Origin of the sequence: Pseudomonas protegens CHA0 (assembly GCF_000397205.1) — a bacterium.
Taxonomy (GTDB): Bacteria; Pseudomonadota; Gammaproteobacteria; order Pseudomonadales; family Pseudomonadaceae; genus Aquipseudomonas; species Aquipseudomonas protegens.
The window spans coordinates 5505146-5522929 of sequence record NC_021237.1; the positions used below are offsets into that span (position 1 = coordinate 5505146).

The 17784-nt window shown below is 64.1% G+C and carries 14 protein-coding genes; 7 read left to right on the forward strand and 7 right to left on the reverse strand.

All coding sequences use genetic code 11. The features are described from left to right. Positions 1-100 precede the first annotated feature (100 nt). Both PFLCHA0_RS24465 and PFLCHA0_RS24470 read left to right on the forward strand, forming a co-directional pair. Positions 101-718 (forward strand): LuxR C-terminal-related transcriptional regulator, encoded by a 618-nt coding sequence (locus PFLCHA0_RS24465; protein ID WP_015636859.1) that lies wholly within the window; start codon positions 101-103, stop codon positions 716-718. 202 nt (positions 719-920) lie between these two features. Continuing rightward, a complete protein-coding gene (locus PFLCHA0_RS24470) occupies positions 921-1352 on the forward strand; it encodes a hypothetical protein (protein WP_011063174.1) in 432 nt (143 codons plus the stop codon). A 36-nt stretch (positions 1353-1388) separates the two neighbouring features. On the opposite strand, the gene PFLCHA0_RS24475 is transcribed toward PFLCHA0_RS24470, so the two are convergent. After that, on the reverse strand, positions 1389-3731 hold the full coding sequence (locus PFLCHA0_RS24475; RefSeq protein WP_015636861.1) for a putative bifunctional diguanylate cyclase/phosphodiesterase: 2343 nt from the start codon (positions 3729-3731) through the stop codon (positions 1389-1391). A 458-nt stretch (positions 3732-4189) separates the two neighbouring features. On the opposite strand from PFLCHA0_RS24475, the gene lon reads away from it, so the two are divergent. The 5 genes from lon to cmoB all read left to right on the forward strand — a co-directional run bounded on the left by lon (position 4190) and on the right by cmoB (position 9664). Next, on the forward strand, positions 4190-6610 hold the full coding sequence (gene lon / locus PFLCHA0_RS24480; RefSeq protein ID WP_015636862.1) for an endopeptidase La: 2421 nt from the start codon (positions 4190-4192) through the stop codon (positions 6608-6610). A 159-nt stretch (positions 6611-6769) separates the two neighbouring features. Continuing rightward, complete coding sequence (locus PFLCHA0_RS24485) at positions 6770-7162, forward strand: protease inhibitor I42 family protein (RefSeq protein WP_011063177.1); 393 nt, start codon at positions 6770-6772, stop codon at positions 7160-7162. A 1-nt stretch (position 7163) separates the two neighbouring features. After that, positions 7164-7799, forward strand: coding sequence for a lysoplasmalogenase (locus tag PFLCHA0_RS24490; protein ID WP_011063178.1), 636 nt, complete (start codon positions 7164-7166; stop codon positions 7797-7799). Between the two features lie 168 nt (positions 7800-7967). Then, positions 7968-8711, forward strand: a complete 744-nt coding sequence (cmoA, locus tag PFLCHA0_RS24495) for a carboxy-S-adenosyl-L-methionine synthase CmoA (RefSeq protein ID WP_011063179.1) — start codon at positions 7968-7970, stop codon at positions 8709-8711. After that, positions 8708-9664 carry a tRNA 5-methoxyuridine(34)/uridine 5-oxyacetic acid(34) synthase CmoB gene (gene cmoB / locus PFLCHA0_RS24500; protein WP_015636863.1) on the forward strand — a complete coding sequence of 319 codons (957 nt, stop codon included), beginning with the start codon at positions 8708-8710 and terminating at the stop codon, positions 9662-9664. The genes cmoA and cmoB overlap by 4 nt, the downstream gene beginning before the upstream one ends. A 141-nt stretch (positions 9665-9805) precedes the next feature. Here the strand turns inward: cmoB and tadA are convergent, their stop codons facing one another. From tadA to treC, 6 genes are all read right to left on the reverse strand, one after another. Continuing rightward, positions 9806-10294 (reverse strand): tRNA adenosine(34) deaminase TadA, encoded by a 489-nt coding sequence (tadA, locus tag PFLCHA0_RS24505; RefSeq protein WP_011063181.1) that lies wholly within the window; start codon positions 10292-10294, stop codon positions 9806-9808. Continuing rightward, positions 10294-11670 (reverse strand): multicopper oxidase family protein, encoded by a 1377-nt coding sequence (locus PFLCHA0_RS24510; RefSeq protein ID WP_015636864.1) that lies wholly within the window; start codon positions 11668-11670, stop codon positions 10294-10296. The genes tadA and PFLCHA0_RS24510 overlap by 1 nt, the downstream gene beginning before the upstream one ends. Before the next feature lie 198 nt (positions 11671-11868). Then, positions 11869-12159: a PTS transporter subunit EIIB gene (locus PFLCHA0_RS24515; protein WP_011063183.1), complete on the reverse strand. Its 291-nt coding sequence runs from the start codon at positions 12157-12159 to the stop codon at positions 11869-11871. Positions 12160-12161: 2 nt separating this feature from the next. Next, positions 12162-14699 carry a phosphoenolpyruvate--protein phosphotransferase gene (gene ptsP, locus PFLCHA0_RS24520; protein ID WP_015636865.1) on the reverse strand — a complete coding sequence of 846 codons (2538 nt, stop codon included), beginning with the start codon at positions 14697-14699 and terminating at the stop codon, positions 12162-12164. A 60-nt stretch (positions 14700-14759) separates the two neighbouring features. After that, positions 14760-15983 (reverse strand): maltoporin, encoded by a 1224-nt coding sequence (locus PFLCHA0_RS24525; protein WP_011063185.1) that lies wholly within the window; start codon positions 15981-15983, stop codon positions 14760-14762. A gap of 134 nt (positions 15984-16117) precedes the next feature. Further along, the gene (gene treC, locus PFLCHA0_RS24530; protein ID WP_015636866.1) at positions 16118-17767 is read right to left on the reverse strand and encodes an alpha,alpha-phosphotrehalase; all 1650 of its coding nucleotides are present in this window, start codon (positions 17765-17767) and stop codon (positions 16118-16120) included. Positions 17768-17784 lie beyond the last annotated feature (17 nt).

Consider the following 17784-nt stretch of genomic DNA (forward strand, 5'->3'; position numbering starts at 1 on the left):
TTCGGCAAACTGGCCCATCGGACACGACCAGCGGGCAGTTACAACGCCGTGCGCCAAGTTAGCATGCCCACAGGACTGGATGTTTCAAGGAGTTTCAAACATGACATGCCGGATTATCGTCGCCGACGACCACCCGTTGTTTCGCGAAGGCATGCTGCGCACCATCCAGCGCTTGCTGCCCGATGCCGTGCTCGAAGAGGCCGGCGACCTGGCTGCGGTAATGGCCCTGGCCGAGAGCGGCGAGGAGCCGGACTCGCTGATTCTCGACCTGCGCTTTCCCGGCCTGACCTCGGTCAGCATGATTGCCGGCCTGCGCCAGCAATTGCCGCGCACCTCGATCATCGTGGTGTCGATGGTCGACAACCAGGACCTGATCGCCGAAGTCATGGCCGCCGGGGCCGACGGTTTCATCGGCAAGAGCATCAGCCCGGACGAGATCGGCCAGGCGATACAGGCCATCCGCGAAGGCGACGTGGTGGTCAAGTACGCGCCTTCCGGCCTGCTGCTGCCCCTGGACGCCTGCGCCGAAGTGAGCCAGCTGACCACCCGGCAACAGGAAGTCCTGCGCCTGATCGCCCAGGGCAAGACCAACAAGGAAATCGCCCGAGAGCTGGATATCTCGCCGTTCACCGTGCGCATCCACGTGTCTTCCCTGCTGCATACCCTCAAGGTGCCGTCACGCGCCGCGGCGGCGGTGAAGTTCGCCGGCACCTGGTAAACCGGGACAATCGGGGCCGCGCTATCGGGCGGCCTGCACCAGAATGCCAAGACACGGTTGGTCAGCGCGCGCCGTTAATGCTGGGAAGCCCTGCGCAAATGAGGCAGCATCGGTTCTGGCACGCCGGTATAAACGCCATGGCATTGGGCGGCACGCCAGGAACAGCGTGCTGGCGCGACCGCCCTCGCAGGAGAAAGACATCATGAGTACGGATAAGCGTGATGAGTTGTTTGAACGGTTACACCACTGGTTCGGTGACTCGGAAGCCGCCAACTGGAACGAATACACCACCGAGCAGGTGGCCAAGGGAGTCCTCCACGCCTTTACCCCGGCGCAATGGCAACGCCTCGGCGAAACCCTGCTGTCGCGCCCCGAGTACTGGCAGCACCGCTGCGCGGTGTCCCTGGGAGAGTTGCGCAGCCCGCCGGCCATCGAGCTGCTGAAACGCCTGCTGGTGGATTCGCCCTACCTGGACGTGAGGGTCATGGCGATCTATGAACTGGACTGGTCGGAAGCGGCCATCGAGCCCCGCTATGCGCCCTGCATTCTGGAAATCATGGACAACCTCAGTGAGGAAGGCATAGAACCGGAGCTGCAAAGCCTGTTGACCAAGGCTGAGTCCGCCGCCCCCTGAGCGCGCCCCCTGGATGGCCCCTCGGCCATCCAGCTTTCAGCTCGACACCCGGGAGTTCACCAGCCAGCGCTCAAAGGCCTCGGTCGGCAAAGGTCGGCTGATCAGATAGCCCTGCACCGTGTCGCAGCCCCAGCTTTCCAGCAATTTCAGGCAATGCTCATATTCCACGCCTTCGGCCACCACCTTGAGCCCCAGCTTGTGGCTCATTTCAATGGTGGAACGCACGATCACCGCATCGCCGCTGGTTTCATCCAGATTGCGGATGAACGACTGGTCGATCTTCAGTTCCTGCACCGGCAGGCGCTGCAACTGCGCCAGGGATGAATAGCCGGTACCGAAATCGTCCACCGACAGGCTGATGCCGCAGCCGCGCAAGCGTTGCAGCACGGCCAGGGCCTGCTCCGGGTCGCGCATGATGGCGCTCTCGGTGATCTCGAACACCAACTGTTCGGCTGCCACCTGATAGCCCTCAAGGTAATCGCTGACCCGTACCTCCAGGCCGTCGTCCTCCAGGTCGCTGGCCGAGATGTTCAGTGACAGGCGTACGGGCAGGGCCCGGCGGTTCCACTCCGCCAGCTGGCGGATACAGGCTTCGATGACCCAGGCGGTGAGGCTGTGCATGCTGCCGGTGCGCTCGGCCAGGGGAATGAATTCCGCCGGCGAGACCACGCCGAACACCGGGTGCTGCCAGCGCAGCAGGGCTTCGGCCTGGTGCAGGTAGTCCCGGCGCAGATCGAGCTTGGGCTGGTACAACAGGAACAGCTCACCTTCGGCGGCCGCCCGGCGCAGGTCGCGGATCAAGCTGATCTGCCGCTGGTGAGCCAGGTCTCGGTCCTGCTGGTAGACCTGCAAGTAACCGGGCTTGAGCGAAGCATCATGGCGGGCGATGGCGGCGCGGCTGATCAGTTCCTCGGCGGACTTGCCGTCGGCGGGGTACACCGCCATCCCCATGCAGATCTGCCGGCGCACCTCATCGCCCTGGATCAGTTGCGGCCGGCTGAGCAGGTCATGCAGCCGGTCAGCCATGGCCATGGCCCCGTCCAGTTCGGTGTTCTCCAGCAGCAGGAGGAATTCACTGGCGGTGATCCGGGCCGCCGTATCGCCCTGGGACAATACTTCCCGCAGGCGCCGGCTGAGCTCGCCCATCATCTGGTCCAGGCCTTCTGTGCCAAAGCCTTCGTTGATCGCCCGATAGTTGTCGATGCCCAGGTAGAGCAGCACCACATTGCGCCGGGCGGCAATGGCCTTGGTCAGGCGTTCGATGGCCAGGGCCCGGTTCGGCAGCCCGGTCAGCGGATCATGCAGAGCGTTGTGGGCCAGTTGCCGTTCGCGGGTGGCAATGGCGCTCTGCATGGCGTTGAAGGCATCTGCCAGCACCCCGAACTCGTCGCTGCGCTTGATGGTTACCGGGGCCTGATAGTTACCGGCACCGATGCGTCTTGCCGCCTGGGCCAGGTCTTCCAGGGGCCGCGATACCCGCCGCGCCATCAGCAGGGCGCAGACCAGGGAGACCACCAGCGCCACCATGGCGATCCACATGAACTCCCGGTCCAGCGGGGCAAAGGCCTGCAACGCCTGCTCCAGGGGGCTTTGCAGCAAGGCCATGACCCGCGGATCGCCGGCATCCCCGGTATTGGCCAGTTGCAAGGCCTGGTTGAGGAAACGCTGGCCATGGGTCTCGCTCAACTGCGGCAGGGATTGCCACAGGGAGTCGGCCAGGACATTGATGATGGGCGACCAGAAGAACTCCGGCTGGGTGCTGAACAGCTCGCCGGGATGCTGACCATCGACCGTCAGAAACGACACTTCCAGGTTGCTCATGGAGCGCAGTTCCTGGGCAAACAGCTCATCCATGGGAAAGCCCATCACTACCCGGGCGATGGGTAGCGACTCCAGCACTTCCCCCTGGACCAGCAGATAGGGCCGGCCCTTGATTGCGACGAAGAGCATGTGGGTGTTGTGCCGCATGGCCCGGCGCAGGGCCTGGTCGTAGGGAAAGTGCTGGTCCCGGGCGATCACCGGCAGGGTGCTGGCGATGACCCGGCCCTCGGGGCTGAGCACGAACATCTCGCTGGAACGGATGCCGCCGCTATGCTGGGCCAGGGCGGCAAGGATATCCACCGGCTTGCCGCTGAGCACCGCCCGGCGAAACTCGGAATCCACCACCAGCCAGTCGACACCGTACTGCAGGTTGCGACCGCGCAAGTCCAGCAGCCGTTCGAATACCCGGGTGCCGATCTTCAGTTGCAATTGCGCCTGGCGCTCCACCGCTTGGGTGGTGGCGGTCTTGACCGCGAAATACACCGCGGCAATCAATACCAACAGCAATAGCGCCAGCACCCCGACAATCCTTGCCTGAAAGGTTCGGCGCCACTTCATAAGGCTGCTCTCAGTCGCTCCAAGTCCCCGGCGGGCCTTGAAAAGGCCGACGCGGATAACCCCTGCCGGAAGCTGAAAAATCCCTTCTTCATACCCATCCCTCTGAGAAGCTGAATGCGCGCGTCAAATAAATGCCAGCTTCATTCCGGCATTCCGGGCAATCAGATTAATCCTCAAATTACACAAGATCACGCAATAAAACAGGTGACATCGCAGTCATTTTATTGACAACCCATGTCAAATAGCCCCTTCAAGTGAGCTTGAATCCCTTCGCAAAAACCCCCAGGCATGCAGCAAGAACAGCCTAGACCGCGGCTATGCAACGCTTCTCTGCCAGGGCAAGAGGCGATGCAGCGGTATTTCCCACCGCTTCGGAAAAACGCTGAAACCAGTCCCCCATTGAAACCCGCGGCGACCTGCCCCATCTAAGCTGCATAGTCCATCGCGCAGGAGCCTCCATGAGCGACCAGCAAGAATTTCCCGAAGATCCACGTGACTACGTCGATCCGGAAAACACCGAACACCAGGCTGCCCATGGCACCGGCCTGGCCCTGCCCGGACAGAATCTGCCGGACAAGGTCTACATCATCCCGATTCACAATCGTCCCTTCTTTCCTGCGCAAGTATTGCCGGTCATCGTCAATGAAGAGCCCTGGGCCGAAACCCTGGAACTGGTGAGCAAATCCGAGCATCACTCCCTTGCCCTGTTTTTCATGGACACCCCGCAGGAGGACCCGCGGCACTTCGATACCTCCGCGCTGCCGGAGTACGGCACCCTGGTCAAGGTCCATCACGCCAGCCGTGAAAACGGCAAGCTGCAGTTCGTTGCCCAGGGCCTGACCCGGGTGCGCATCCGCACCTGGCTCAAGCACCATCGTCCGCCTTACCTGGTGGAGGTCGAGTACCCCCATCAGCCCAGCGAGCCCACCGACGAGGTCAAGGCCTACGGCATGGCGCTGATCAATGCGATCAAGGAGCTGCTGCCGCTCAACCCGCTGTACAGCGAAGAGCTGAAGAACTACCTCAACCGCTTCAGCCCCAACGATCCGTCGCCCCTGACCGACTTCGCCGCCGCCCTGACCTCCGCCACCGGCAACGAACTGCAGGAAGTGCTGGACTGCGTGCCCATGCTCAAGCGCATGGAAAAAGTCCTGCCGATGCTGCGCAAGGAAGTCGAAGTGGCGCGCCTGCAGAAAGAGATTTCCGCCGAGGTCAACCGCAAGATCGGCGAGCACCAGCGCGAGTTCTTCCTCAAGGAGCAGCTCAAGGTGATCCAGCAGGAGCTGGGGTTGACCAAGGATGACCGCAGCGCCGACCTGGAGCAGTTCGAACAGCGCCTGACTGGCAAAGTGCTGCCGCCCCAGGCGCAGAAACGCATCGACGAGGAAATGAACAAGCTGTCGATCCTGGAGACCGGCTCGCCGGAATATGCGGTTACCCGCAACTACCTGGAATGGGCCACGGCCGTGCCCTGGGGTGTCTTCGGCGACGACAAGCTCGACCTCAAGCACGCGCGCAAGGTGCTGGACAAGCACCACGCCGGGCTCGACGACATCAAGAACCGTATCCTCGAATTCCTCGCGGTGGGCTCCTACAAGGGCGAGATCAGCGGCTCCATCGTGCTGCTGGTAGGCCCACCCGGTGTCGGCAAGACCAGCGTCGGCAAATCCATCGCCGAATCCCTGGGGCGGCCGTTCTACCGCTTCAGCGTCGGCGGCATGCGTGATGAAGCCGAGATCAAGGGCCACCGCCGCACCTACATCGGCGCCCAGCCGGGCAAGCTGGTGCAGGCCCTCAAGGAAGTGGAGGTGATGAACCCGGTGATCATGCTCGACGAGATCGACAAGATGGGCCAGAGCTACCAGGGCGACCCGGCCTCGGCCCTCCTGGAGACCCTGGACCCGGAGCAGAACGTCGACTTCCTCGATCATTACCTGGACCTGCGCATGGACCTGTCCAAGGTCCTGTTCGTGTGCACTGCCAACACCCTGGATTCGATTCCCGGCCCGCTGCTGGACCGTATGGAAGTGATTCGCCTGTCCGGCTACATCACCGAAGAAAAACTGGCCATCGCCAAACGCCACCTGTGGCCCAAGCAGCTGGAAAAGGCCGGTGTCGCCAAGACCAGCCTGAGCATCAGCGACAGCGCCCTGCGCACGGTGATCGATGGCTACGCCCGGGAAGCCGGGGTGCGCCAGCTGGAGAAACAACTGGGCAAGCTGGTACGCAAGGCCGTGGTCAAGCTGCTGGACGAGCCGGACGCCACGATCAAGATCGCGCCCAAGGACCTGGAGGCTTCCCTGGGCATGCCGGTGTTCCGTAACGAGCAGGTCCTGAGCGGCACCGGGGTCATCACCGGCCTGGCCTGGACCAGCATGGGCGGCGCCACCCTGCCTATCGAGGCCACGCGCATTCACACCCACAACCGCGGCTTCAAGCTCACCGGGCAACTGGGGGATGTGATGAAGGAATCGGCGGAGATCGCCTACAGCTACGTCAGCTCGCACCTCAAGCAATTCGGCGGCGACAGCAAGTTCTTCGACGAAGCCTTCGTCCACCTGCACGTTCCCGAAGGCGCCACCCCCAAGGACGGCCCCAGTGCCGGGGTGACCATGGCCAGCGCCCTGCTGTCCCTGGCGCGCAACCAGCCGCCGAAGAAAGGCGTGGCCATGACCGGCGAGCTGACCCTCACCGGCCACGTGCTGCCCATTGGCGGGGTGCGCGAGAAAGTCATCGCCGCGCGGCGCCAGAAGATCCACGAGCTGATCCTGCCGGAGCCCAACCGCGGGCATTTCGAAGAACTGCCGGACTACCTCAAGGAAGGCATCACCGTGCATTTTGCCAAGCGTTTTGCCGACGTGGCCAAAGTGCTGTTCTAACCCCTTTCGCCGCAAGCCGGCTTCTGCAGGGCCCCCCTCGCAGTAGCCGGCTTGCCGGCGAACAGGCCATAACCGCCAACCTTTATTCCCCTCCCCACACCGCCCATCATCTTCAGTTATGCTCGCCGTTCGTCATGAATGATCGGAGCTTCCTGACCCATGCCCACACCCCGCCTTCTTGCCCTGCTCAGCCTCGCCCTGCTGACCGCTTGCGCCAGCCAGCCCAAGCAGAACGTCACCGTTGAAAACCAGAGTGAATGCCCGCTGCAACTGCACAATGGGCAGAACCTGATCCTCACCCTGCCAAGCAACCCCACCACCGGTTATCGCTGGGCGATCCAGGATTCGGCCGGCGGCATCCTGCGCAAGGTCAGCCCCGAGGTCTACAGCAACCCCGAAGACACCGGCCTGGTGGGCAGTGGCGGGCAGTCGACCTGGCGCTTCCAGGCCTTCGCCAGCGGCCAGGGCCGGCTGCTGCTGACCTACCAGCAACCCTGGGCACCGGAAGAGGCCCCGGTGAAGGCCTTCGACTGCTCGATCACGGTGAACTGACATGGGCTGGCTGATACTGGCGCTGATGGGCGCCGCGACCTTCCTCTACGGCGTCAGCGTGCATGCCACCCTGCTCTGCCTGCTGGTCAAGCCACTGCCGGTGCTGGCCCTGCTGGGCTGGCTGCACGATGCACCGCCCGGGGACTACCGGCGCTGGATCATCATCGGCCTGCTGTTCTCGGTGCTGGGGGATGTCCTGCTGGCCTGGCCCACGGACCTGTTCGTGTTCGGTCTCGGAGCCTTCCTGGTGGCGCACCTGGCCTACCTCAAGGCTTATCTCAGCGACTGCCGGCGCCCGGCGCTGCTGCCCTTGCTGGTGGCACTGGCCATTGGCGCGGTGCTGTTGAGCATCCTGATCTCCCACGGCCTGGGGCCGTTGCTGGTGCCGGTGATCGTCTACGCCCTGACCATCAGCGCCATGCTCTGGCGCGCCCTGGCACGCCTCGGCTCAGCGGTGCCCACGCGGTCCGCGGTACTGGCAGCGCTGGGCGCCCTGAGCTTTGCCTTCTCCGACAGCCTGATCGGCATCAGCCGCTTCGTGCTGGCCTTCGACGCCGCGCCCTACCTGATCATCATTTTCTACTGGCTGGGCCAGTGGGGCATTGCCGCTTCGGCGTTCAGCCAGAAGCCGCGCTGAGCCGCCTGCGCCGGCAGGCCGGTCCCTACTCTCCGTAGGAGCCGGCTTGCCGGCGAAAGGACCACACCTTGCGTCGCCCTGCGCCCCTGAAGGCCCTGCGGGCCTTATCGCAGCCTGCGGCAGCGGCTACAATGCCGCCCTCTTTTTATCTCCATCGCCGGAACCGCCGTGAGCAAAGAACCCGACCGCCTTTTCGCCCAGCCACTGGCCCAGGTGCCCGACTTCGCCTTCAACGAGGATGTGGTGCGGGTGTTCCCGGACATGATCAAGCGCTCGGTGCCGGGTTACCCGACCATTGTCGAGAACCTCGGGGTGCTGGCGGCGCAGTTCGCCCAGCCCAACAGCGTGCTCTACGACCTGGGCTCTTCCCTGGGGGCAGTGACCCAGGCCCTGCGCCGCCATGTGCGCACGGATGGCTGCCGGGTCATCGCGGTGGACAACTCCGCAGCCATGGTCGAACGGTGCCGGGAATACCTCAACGGCCAGGACTCGATGTTCCAGGAGCTGCTGCCGGTGCAGGTGATCGAGGGCGATATCCTGGCCCTGGAATTCCAGCCGGCCTCGGTGGTGGCCCTGAACTTCACCCTGCAGTTCATCGCCCCCGAGCAGCGTCTGGCCCTGCTGGGGCGCATCCGCCAGTCACTGCTGCCCGGTGGCGCGCTGATCCTCTCGGAGAAGCTGCGCTTCAACGATGACCAGGAACACGCCCTGCTCACCGACCTGCACATCGCCTTCAAGCGCGCCAACGGCTACAGCGAACTGGAAATCGCCCAGAAGCGCAGTGCCATCGAAAACGTCATGAAGCCCGACAGCCTCGAAGAACACCGCGAACGCCTGCTGGCTGCCGGGTTCTCGAAAGTGGTGCCGTGGTTCCAATGCCTTAACTTTGCCTCGTTGATTGCCCTGCCATGATTGATCTGTCCCCCCTCGCTCGCCGTCTGGCGGGTACGCCCCTGGCCACCTGGGCCAACGGGCTGCAAGCCCAGCTCGACGCCAAGATGGAAAAAGGCCATGGCGACCTGGAGCGCTGGCAAAGCGCCCTGGATGCATTGCCGAAGATCCAGCCCAGCGAAATCGACCTGATCAATGGCCTGCGCCTGGACACCGACTGCGACAACGCCACTCGGGCGCAGATGCGCACCGCACTGATGGGCCTGTCGCCGTGGCGCAAGGGCCCGTTCGACCTGTTCGGCGTGCACGTGGACACCGAATGGCGTTCGGACTGGAAGTGGTCGCGGGTCGCCCCGCACCTGGACCTTGAGGGCAAGCGCATCCTCGATGTCGGCTGCGGCAATGGCTACTACATGTGGCGCATGCTTGGCGCCGGCGCCCACAGCGTGATCGGCGTCGACCCCAACTGGCTGTTCTTCTGCCAGTTCCAGGCGGTGCAGCGTTACTTGTCGGAGCCTTCGGTGTGGCACCTGCCCTTCCCCTTCGAAGACCTGCCGGCCAACCTGGAAGGCTTCGACACGGTGTTTTCCATGGGGGTGTTCTACCACCGCCGTTCGCCCATCGAGCACCTGCTGGCGCTCAAGGACTGCCTGGTCAAGGGCGGTGAACTGGTGTTGGAAACCCTGGTGGTGGAAGGCGACCAGCACCAGGTGCTGGTACCGGAAGACCGCTACGCGCAGATGCGCAACGTATGGTTCCTGCCGTCCGTACCGGCCCTGGAACTGTGGCTGCGACGCGCCGGTTTCAGCGATGTGCGTTGTGTTGATGTGAGCGTGACCAGCGTCGAGGAGCAGCGCGGCACCGAGTGGATGAAGTACCAGTCCCTGAGCGACTTCCTGGACCCCAACGACCACAGCAAGACCATCGAAGGCCTGCCGGCGCCGATGCGTGCGGTGATAGTCGCCAAGAAATAACCCGCCTTCCCCCGCAGGAGCTGGCCGGGCGGCGTTCCGCTTGCCAGCGAAGGCGCCCGCCAGAGCGGCGCAAGGCTCAAGGGCCTCTTCGCCGGCAAGCCGGCTCCTACGGTTTTGTGTAGGCCGCGAACCGGTTTGAGATCAGCGCGCTCGACGCGCCTTGAAGAATTCGCTCAGCACCGTGCCGCACTCCTCGGCCAGAACTCCGCCCTCGTACAGCACTCGATGGTTGAGAAACCCTTGGGTGAAGAACTGCCCCTGGCTCTGCACAATGCCGGCCTTGGGTTCCAGTGCGCCGTACACCACCCGGGCAATGCGCGAATGGACGATCAGCCCGGCGCACATGCTGCAAGGTTCAAGGGTCACGTACAGGGTGCTGCCGGGCAGGCGATAGTTGCTCACCGCCTGGGCCGCTTCGCGGATCGCCACCATCTCGGCGTGGGCGCTGGGATCGCTGCCGCTGATGGGGCAGTTGTAGCCACGGCCGATGACCTGCCCATCCAGCACCAGCACCGCGCCAACCGGCACCTCGCCCAGGGCAGCGCCCTGCGCGGCCAGGGCCAGGGCTTCACGCATGAAGTCCTGGTCGCGGCTGCGGTCGATGATCGGCGCCGGGCGTATCTGGCGCATCACACCACCTCGATGGCGGCCATCAGGCCGGTTTCCATGTGGTCGATCACGTGGCAGTGGAACATCCAGACCCCCGGGTTATCCGCCACCAGGGCGACCCGGGCACGCTCGTTCTTGCCCAGCAGGTAGGTGTCGGTGAAGTAGGGGGTGATCTTCTTGCGGTTCGAGGCGATGACCTTGAAGCTCATGCCGTGCAAGTGGATCGGGTGCTGGTACTGGGTCATGTTCTTCAATTCGAAAATGTAGCTCTTGCCCTTTTTCAGGGTGGCAATCGGGCGGTCGGCGCAGGTCTTGTCGGTGATGTCCCAGGCCTGGCCGTTGATCTGCCACAGGCTAGGCGGCTTGCCATTGTCCACGTTCACCGAGACCGAGCCAACCCATTCGAAATTGAAGTTGAGCTTCTCGGCGTTGTCGAGATCCGGCTCGGCCACGGGGTTGGCCGGCAAGGCGGCGGGCCACTGGGTGGGCGCGTCGTTGTTGGCCACCGAGCGCAAAGTGCCCAGGCGCACCGGTCCGTTGCGCAGGGACAACTCCACACCGGCCGCCGGCGCCTTGATCGCCAGGCAGATGCGCATGCCCGGGCCCAGCCAGTATTCCTTGCCCAAGGGGCGCGGCTCGATGGGGTTGCCGTCCAGGGCGTAGATCTGCGCTTCGACATCCGGGATGTTGATGCGGTAGGTCAGGGTGTTGTCCAGGTTCAGCAGGCGCACCCGGGTGATCTGCCCGGCCGGCAGGTCGATCACCGCCTGGGACACACCGTTGATGGTGGACAGGCGCCCGGCCGTACCACCGCGCGCCGCCTCCCGAGGGATGCTGAAGGGCATGAACGCGCCCTCTTCATCCACGTGCCAGCTTTTCAGGCTCAGGGTGCGCTCGTACTTGAAGCCGGTGGGTTCGCGCTCTTCGATGATCAGCGGGCCCACCAGGCCGCGACCCAGTTCTTCGCTGCTGTTCACATGGGGGTGATACCAGTAGCTGCCGGCATCCGGTACGCGGAATTTGTAGTCGAAGTATTCGCCGGGCAGCACCGGCAGTTGCGAGACGTAAGGCACGCCGTCCATTTCCAGGGGCAGGCGGATGCCGTGCCAGTGGATGGTGGTGGCCACCGGTAGGTGGTTGATAAAGCGTACCCGCAGCCACTCGCCCTGGCGTACCCGCAGTTCGGTACCCGGCGCCGAAGGGCCGAAGGCCCAGGCCTCGGTCTTGTGCCCCGGCACCAGCTCCACGTCCAGTGGCGCGGCGATCAGCTCGTAATCGTGCCCCGCCTCGGCGTCAGCCATCTTTCCCAGCCAATAACGCGATGCGCCGCCCGCCCCCACGCCCACCACTACCAGACCGGCCAGACCACCGAGTATTTGTCGACGGGTAAAGGACATGGACTCAACTACCTCACGTATCAGCCGCGGGCCCAGGCCCGCAAAAGGCGAATACGATACACCCGCAGTTGAGAAACAGTAAGGCCGGCGCGGCGACGGGACGCAGGCGAGACGGGGAAACGATGGGTGTTTTCGAGAGTCTGCTCGCTGGCAAGCCCGTTGCTCTTGCAGGAACCGGTTGGCCGGCGAACAGGCCCCTCAGCCCTGCAACCCCAACAGCAGGTGCACCACGCCACCGGCCAGGGGCATCACCGCCGGTACCCCCGCCACGCGCAGGGCGCTGCTGTCCAGCAGTTGCGGATCATGCAGCTCAAGGCGCAGGCGGGTCAGGGCCAGGGGTTGCTGGCTCTTGATGTTGGCGCTGCCACCCAGCGCCGCCAGCATTGCGTCATTCAGAACATTGCCGTTGGCCCTGGGGGCCTTCGGTTGATCAGGGATCAGGTCTGGAGTCAGGGCTTTCCAGAACGCGCGTTGCAATTTCTCGAACATTTTCAGTTCTCCAGAACCAGTGAATCGGCTGCGACTTGCTGCTTGTGCAGGTATTCACGTACCTGAACCGCGTCCTCCAGATCGATGATCCGAGCTGCCAGCGCCTGGCATTCGCTCAGATCCAGCTCGCGTACCCGGGCCTTGATGGCCGGAATCAACGGCACGCTCACCGACAGTTCGTCCACCCCCAGGCCCAGCAACAGCGGCACTGCCAGGGTTTCGGACGCCAGTGCACCACAGACTCCGACCCACTTGCCGTGGGCATGGGCGGCCTGCACCGTTCGCGCGATCAGGCGCAGCACCGACGGGTGGAAGCTGTCGGCCTGACTGGCCAGGCGCGGATGATCACGGTCCATGGCCAGGGTGTACTGGGTCAGGTCGTTGGTGCCGATGGAGAAGAAATCCACCTCCGGAGCAAAGCGGTCTGCCATCAGGGCCGCCGAAGGCACCTCGATCATGATGCCCAACTTGGGCCTTTCCGCCAGGCCCAGGGCCCGAACCTCGTCATCCAGTAGCTGCCGCGCCTGACGCAGCTCCGCCAGCTGGCTGACCATGGGCAACATGATGTGCAGGCGTGCCTGCCCGGCGCTGGCGAGAATCGCCCGGAACTGCTCCCGCAGCAGTTCGGGACGCTCCAGGCACAGGCGGATGCCCCGCAGGCCGAGAAAGGGGTTGGCTTCACTGTCCATGGGCACATAGGCCAGGGGCTTGTCGCCGCCCACGTCCAGGGTGCGCACCACCAGATTGCGCTCAGGGCCCAGGGCCTGGGCGATGGCCCGATAGGTTTCGGCCTGCTCCTCCAGGCTGGGGGCGTGGCTGCGGTCCTGGTAGAGGAACTCCGAACGCAACAGGCCGACGCCTTCGCCTCCCAGGCTCATGGCCTGCTCGGCCTCCGCCAGAGAGGCAATGTTGGCCGTGACCTCCAGATGATGACCATCGCGGGTCACCGCCGGTTGCGCCGCCTGGGCCAGGTCCTGACGCTGGCGCAGGCGTTGCTGCTGACGCAGGGACTCCAGTTGCTGCAAGCGTTGCGGGTCAGGGTCCGTATGCAGTTCGCCGCGATCGGCATCCAGCAGCACCCGGGTGCCGTTGGCCAGGGACAGGACCCGGGGCGACAGCCCACAGATCGCCGGCAGGCCCAGGGCTCGGGCGAGAATCGCCACGTGGCTGGTGGCGCCGCCGCCGACAGTGGCAAACCCCAGCACCTTGGCCGTGTCCAGGCTGGCGGTCTGCGAGGGGGTCAGTTGCTCGGCAATCAGAATGGCCTGGTCCGGCAAGCTCACGGCATGCTCTTGCACCCCGAGAATCAGCTTGAGCACCCGTTGGCCGACGTCCGCCAGATCCACCGCGCGTTCAGCCAGCAGCGTGCTGCCCAGGCCCTTGAACAGCTCGGCGGTAACCTCAATGGCACTGTTCCAGGCAAAGGCGGCGCTCTTGCCGGTGACGATCAGGGCTTCGGTTTGCTGCAACAGGCTCGGGTCGTCGAGGAGTTCCTGGTGGGCGCGGAAGATTTCCTGCTGTGCTTCACCCGGGGCATTGTCCCGCAGCTGTTGCAGGCCCCGCACCGCCTCTCGCAAGGCCCGCTCAAGGACTTCGCGCTCCTGCTGCGGGTTTGCCGCCCACTCGCTTATCTGCAGGCGCTGCTCAGCCACATGGACCACCTGGCCGACCGCCGAACCCGGTGACGCACAGACACCCCGCAGAACCGTCTCCAACGACTCATCCCGCGCCGCTACTGGCTCAGGACTCGGCGCCGCAGCACTGACTTTCTCGCCACAACCCGAGGCCAGCAGCTCCACCAGAACCTGGATCGCCTGCTCGGCATCCGCACCCGCAGCACTGACCTGCAAGACATCGCCCTGCACCGTCTGCAACGCCATGATCGACACCAGGGACTTGGCATTGGCCGAGTCCTGGCGCCGGTGCAGGCAGATATTCGCGGCAAAGCCCTTGGCGGCCTGGGCCAGCAACGCCGCCGGACGTGCGTGCAGCCCCTGGGGGTTGCCCAGGATCAGCGGTTTGGAAAACAGCGCCTCAGTTTCAGCGCCCTCGACCTTGGCCCCCTCCTCTGCGCAGGCGGGCTCGATCTGCAACACCGGCTGTCCCAGCTCCACCAGCAGGCTGCCGGACACCAGCCCCGTCACCGCCTCGCCACTGACCACCAGCATCAGGGTCAACAGGCTGCGCGCGTGCCGGGCCAGATAATCAGCATCGAACTCGATCAGCGGCTGGCCTGCCGAGATCTGCTGCCCCTCCTCGACCAGACAGGTGAAGCCCTTGCCCGCGAGGTTCACCGTGTCCAGCCCGATGTGCATCAGCACCTGCTGGCCCTGTTCACCGGTGATGCTCACCGCATGGCCGCTGTGTTGCAGGTTGCTGATCACCCCGGACAGAGGCGCACAGAGGGTCTGGGAAGTCGGGTCGATGCACAGCCCGTCACCGATCACCCGGCTGGAAAACACCGGGTCCGGAACCTGGTCCAGGGGCAGCAGCACCCCGGACAGGGGCGCGAGCAATTGCAAGGGTTGGGTTATGGCCATGACGTCACCTGCTAATGATTCCTTGAAGTGCCGATGGAGCGCGAGCCCCGACAGCATCGCTTATTTCCACCAGTACTCGACCTGCAAACCGACGTTCGCCCCGTGCCGGGCGGTGCCGAAGACACCACTGTCGGACAGCGCGGAGCCGGCCGCCAGTTCGTTGGCCGCGCGTTTGGCGGCCTCGTTCCAACTGGCATAGGTGTAATACAGGCGCACCTCGGGCCGCGCCCAGAACTCCGGCCCCTTGGGCGACCAGGTGGGCGCGAAGGTGAACTTGCTGAGTTTGCGGGTGCCACCGGGCGCCTCCACCTGATCATGACCAAACTCGGTCACCAGCTTGAACTGTTCGGTGATGGCATAGGCCGGGCGCACACCCAGGGAGATCCAGTTCTGGTCCTGGCCGTCGGGGCGAATGTCCTTCTGATAGACCGCCTCTACCTGGCCGCCGAAGCGCGGGGTGACCTGCCAATCGAAGAACTCCACCAGGCGATAGCTCTTGTTGCCGTCATCCAGGTAGGGATTGCCGGTGTAGCCCAGGCCGGTACCGGGGCCCTCACCGTATTGCAGGGCCAGTTTGTTCTTGCCGCCGAAAAAGTCTTTCTGCACATGCTGGGTGGTGATCGCCCAGCCATTGTGGGCACCACGGCGATCGGGCTTTTCCAGGTAACTCAGGCCCAGCTCCAGCTCGCCGCCGGGGTTGGTCTGGAAACCGGCAACGTTGAAGTCATGACGGCTCACGGCCTGCTTCTGGTAGAGGTTGTCCTTGCGGGAAAAGGCGTAGCTGTATTTCAGATCGCCGATGCGCACGTCCTCGACCCCGCCGCCGGTGGCGCTCTGGTTCCAGTAGTAGAAGTCGGAAATATGGATGTCGTTACGCTTGTAGTAACGGCGCCCGGCCCACAGCGAGCCGCCATTGAGGCTGGGCAGGTTCGACCACTGGGCGTACATCTGCGGCATGCGCGCCGAGCCGTTTTCGCCCTGGAAGGTCAGGTTGCGGTCGTAGCGGTTGTAGAGCGAAGCCATGCCGTCGACGCTGAGCACCGAGCCGTCTTCCAGGGTGTACAGGTCCTGGCGCAGCTCAAGCTCGGCGTACTGCTCGCACTCGTTGCCCAGGCGGTACTTGGAGGGCGCGCCGGGTAGCTGAAAGCAGGATTGCGGGCCGCTGTTGACCGAAGTGCCAAGGCCGCTGCGCAGGTAGCCGGCGAACTCCAGGGCCTGGGCCGGAAAGGGCAATGCCAGGCACAGGCAGGACGCCGCCAGGCCGCGATTTATTGTTGTTTTCATAAGCCACCCCATTATTTTTATTGTGATATTTCGATCCGCAGAAGCCGGCTTGCCGACGAACGAAGCCCTGCGCTGTATCTGCAACAGCGCATTCACGGCAGACGCAAACCGCCCGGCAGCTTCTGCGAGGATTGTCAGCAGTCGGTCAGGTGCAGGACGAAGGACTCATAGGGCCGCAGCCGCAAATGCCGGCTGCGGGCGCCATCCCCCGGGTAGTTGCTGATCAGCAGACGCTGCTGCATGCCCGGCTCGACGACCTCCTGCGGCAATTCAACCTCGCACGGCGAACCGTAGAAGTTGTTCACCACCAGCAGTCGCTCGCCCTGCCCTTCCCGCACGTAGGCCCAGACCTGCGGATGCTCGGGCAGCAATTGGCGATAGACGCCGTGCTGGATCAAACCCTGCTCACGGCGCAACGCGATCAATTGGCGATAGTGGTGCAGCACTGATTGCGGGTCGTCGAGCTGTGCCTGGACGTTGATCTGGCCAGCGTTGGCCGCAACCTCGATCCAGGGGGTGCCGCTGCTGAAACCGGCATTGGCCCCGGCATCCCACTGCATTGGCGTACGCCCGTTGTCCCGGGACTTCTGCTGGATCGCCGCCATGATGGCCTGCGGCTCTTCACCGGCCTCGCGCTTGAGGCGGTAGATGTTCAGGGTCTCGACGTCGCGATACTGCTCGATGCGCTGGAAATGCGGATTGGTCATGCCCAGCTCTTCGCCCTGATAGACAAAGGGCGTGCCCTGCAGCAGGTGCAATGCGGTGGCCAGCATCTTCGCCGACACCACACGGTGTTCGCCGTCGTCGCCAAAGCGCGAGACCACCCGGGGCTGGTCGTGGTTACACCAGAACAGCGCATTCCAGCCGCCACCGGCCTGCATGCCGCACTGCCAGTCGGACAGGATGCGCTTGAGTTCAAGGAAGTCGAAATCGGCCCGCAACCACTTCTGCTGATTGGGGTAATCCACCTTCAGGTGATGGAAGTTGAAGGTCATGGACAGCTCCTTCGACTCCGGGTTCGAGTAGCGGATGCAGTGTTCCAGGCGGGTGGACGACATCTCGCCGACATTCACCAGGTCATGGCCGGCGAACACTTCCCGATGCATTTCCTGCAAGTACTCATGAACGTTCGGGCCATCGGTATAGAAGCGCCGGCCATCGCTCTGGTCCTCGGGGAAGTCCGCAGGCTTGGAGATGAGGTTGATCACGTCGAGGCGAAAGCCGCCGACGCCCTTGTCCCGCCAGAAGCGCATCATCTTGAAGACTTCGGCGCGCACCCGTGGGTTGTCCCAGTTGAGGTCGGCCTGGGTGTGGTCGAACAGGTGCAGGTAGTACTGCCCGGTCTGTGCCTCGTATTCCCAGGCCGAGCCGCCAAACTTGGACTCCCAGTTGTTGGGCTCATCGCGCCAGATGTAGAAATCCCGGTAGGGGTTGTCCAGGCTGCTGCGGGCCTGCTGGAACCAGGCGTGCTCGATGGAGGTGTGGTTGACCACGATGTCCAGCATCAGCTTGATCCCGCGCTTGCCGGCCTCGGCGATCAGCAACTCGCAGTCGGCCATGCTGCCGTAGCTGGGATCGATGGCGTAGTAGTCGCTGATGTCATAACCGTTGTCGCGTTGCGGCGAACGCAGGAACGGGGTCAGCCACAGGCAATCGACCCCCAGCCAGTGCAGGTAGTCGAGCTTGTCTACCACTCCCAGCAGGTCGCCGGTGGCCTGCCCTTGGTGGCTGTGAAAACTTTTCGGGTAGATCTGGTAGATCACCGAACGCTGCCAGTCTTGCATGGGGGAATCCTTTGGAA